The sequence below is a fragment of the Neobacillus sp. NPDC058068 genome (genome assembly GCF_042885335.1).
In the GTDB taxonomy this organism is placed as follows: domain Bacteria; phylum Bacillota; class Bacilli; order Bacillales; family Cytobacillaceae; genus Neobacillus.
Window position 1 is genome coordinate 1 of sequence record NZ_JBHVSI010000049.1, and the last position, 2,151, is coordinate 2,151.

Below are 2,151 nucleotides of genomic sequence, written 5' to 3' on the forward strand. Positions count from 1 at the left end.
CCCGCAGGCGCTTTAGCGCCGAGGAGGCTCACCGCCCGCCCCGCGGAAAGCGAAGCGCCTGGAACGGAAATCAACATTCTCTTTTAACACAGCCTTTATTTTAATAGATTCCTATATTTCACGAACATAATTTTATATTTAACTATAAAATGTTCGTGTTTTGTTGATTTTTAAGTGGGAAATTGTTAAACTATTGTGGTGCTAATAAATAATAACAGGAAACAAAAATTTCGGAGGTGCGTTAAATGTCATCAGTAGTGGTAGTTGGTACGCAGTGGGGAGACGAAGGCAAGGGAAAGATAACTGACTTTTTGTCTGAAAATGCAGAGGTAATTGCGCGTTATCAAGGTGGAAACAACGCAGGCCACACCATCAAATTTAACGGAGAAACCTACAAATTACACTTAATTCCATCGGGGATTTTTAATAAAGAAAAAATAAGCGTAATCGGCAATGGAATGGTTGTTGATCCAAAAGCATTGGTTACGGAATTGGCCTATTTACATGAAAAAGGCGTTACAACTGAGAATCTTCGGATTAGCAATCGTGCCCATGTGATCCTTCCATATCATTTAAAATTGGATGAAGTGGAAGAAGAAAGTAAGGGTGCTAATAAGATTGGTACGACCAAAAAGGGAATCGGACCTGCCTATATGGACAAGGCCGCCCGCGTCGGTATTCGAATCGCTGACTTGCTTGAGCGCGATGTGTTTGAGGAAAAACTTGAGCGGAATCTTGCTGAGAAAAACCGCTTATTTGAACGGATTTATGAGACGACCGGCTTTAAGAAAGAAGAAATCTTAGATGAATATTTTGAGTATGGACAGCAGATTAAGCAATATGTCTGCGATACATCTGTGGTGTTAAATGATGCTCTAGATGACGGTAAGCGGGTGCTCTTTGAAGGTGCCCAGGGTGTTATGCTGGATATTGACCAAGGCACGTATCCTTTTGTTACATCATCTAACCCAGTTGCCGGCGGAGTAACGATTGGATCAGGTGTTGGTCCATCGAAAATTACCCATGCCGTTGGCGTTTGTAAGGCATACACATCCCGTGTCGGGGATGGCCCGTTTCCTACTGAATTAAATGATGAAACGGGAAACCGTATCCGTGAGGTTGGACGCGAATACGGCACTACAACAGGACGCCCGCGCCGTGTCGGCTGGTTTGATAGCGTCGTTGTCCGTCATGCCCGCCGTGTCAGCGGGTTAACCGATCTTTCCCTTAATTCGATTGACGTCTTAACAGGTATCGAAACGTTGAAAATATGTACGGCCTATCGCTATAAAGGTGAACTCATTACAGAGTATCCAGCGAGCTTAAAGGTATTAGCGGAGTGTGAACCTGTATATGAGGAGCTTTCAGGCTGGAATGAGGATATTACAGGCGTTAAATCATTAGATGAACTGCCTGCAAATGCCCGCCATTATATTGAGCGTGTCACCCAGCTTACAGGAGTTCCGCTGACCACCTTCTCTGTCGGCCCAGATCGAAACCAAACAAACGTCGTTCGCAGCCCTTGGAGACAGATTTAAATCAAGAATAAGAGCCCTCAAAATTTGAGGGCTTCATTTATTTAAAATTTTTTTAAAAAAAGTATTGCCTATTAGCTATTATCCATGATATTATAAAAAGCGTCGTCACAATACGACAAATTACTTAACTCAGTACGAGCCATTAGCTCAGTTGGTAGAGCATCTGACTTTTAATCAGAGGGTCGAAGGTTCGAGTCCTTCATGGCTCACCATTTTTAATAATATGGCCCCTTGGTCAAGTGGTTAAGACACCTCCCTTTCACGGAGGTAACACGGGTTCGAATCCCGTAGGGGTCATTGGTTTTGGTCTGGTAGTTCAGTTGGTTAGAATGCCTGCCTGTCACGCAGGAGGTCGCGGGTTCGAGTCCCGTCCAGACCGCCATACATAAATGGCTCAGTAGCTCAGTCGGTAGAGCAAAGGACTGAAAATCCTTGTGTCGGCGGTTCGATTCCGTCCTGAGCCATACAAAAAGAAGCTTGCTAACGCAGGTTTCTTTTTTTTGGCTGTGTTAAAGCATATTGTTGATTTTGAGCACAATGTTGATTGGAGTGGAAGGCGCGAGACTCCTGCGGGAGCAGCGGGACAGGTGAGACCCCGCAGGCGCTTTAGCGC

1 protein-coding gene and 4 tRNA genes are annotated in these 2,151 nt (G+C 44.8%); all 5 read left to right on the forward strand.

Going from position 1 to position 2,151, the window contains the following annotated elements:
• Positions 1–245 precede the first annotated feature (245 nt).
• The 5 genes from ACFVSW_RS27830 (at position 246) to ACFVSW_RS27850 (ending at position 2,002) form a co-directional block, all read left to right on the forward strand.
• Entirely contained in the window at positions 246–1,538 is a 1,293-nt protein-coding gene (locus ACFVSW_RS27830) for an adenylosuccinate synthase (RefSeq protein WP_387319869.1), read from the forward strand.
• Positions 1,539–1,674: 136 nt separating this feature from the next.
• Positions 1,675–1,750 (forward strand) — tRNA-Lys (locus tag ACFVSW_RS27835).
• Positions 1,751–1,763: 13 nt separating this feature from the next.
• A tRNA-Glu gene (locus tag ACFVSW_RS27840) sits at positions 1,764–1,835 on the forward strand.
• 8 nt (positions 1,836–1,843) lie between these two features.
• Positions 1,844–1,920 (forward strand) — tRNA-Asp (locus ACFVSW_RS27845).
• Between the two features lie 9 nt (positions 1,921–1,929).
• Positions 1,930–2,002, forward strand: a tRNA-Phe gene (locus ACFVSW_RS27850).
• Positions 2,003–2,151: the final 149 nt, after the last annotated feature.

Coding starts and splice junctions, on each gene's coding strand:
- ACFVSW_RS27830 (WP_387319869.1), top strand. CDS start 246: ATGTCATCAGTAGTGGTAGTTGGTACGCAGTGGGGAGACGAAGGCAAG.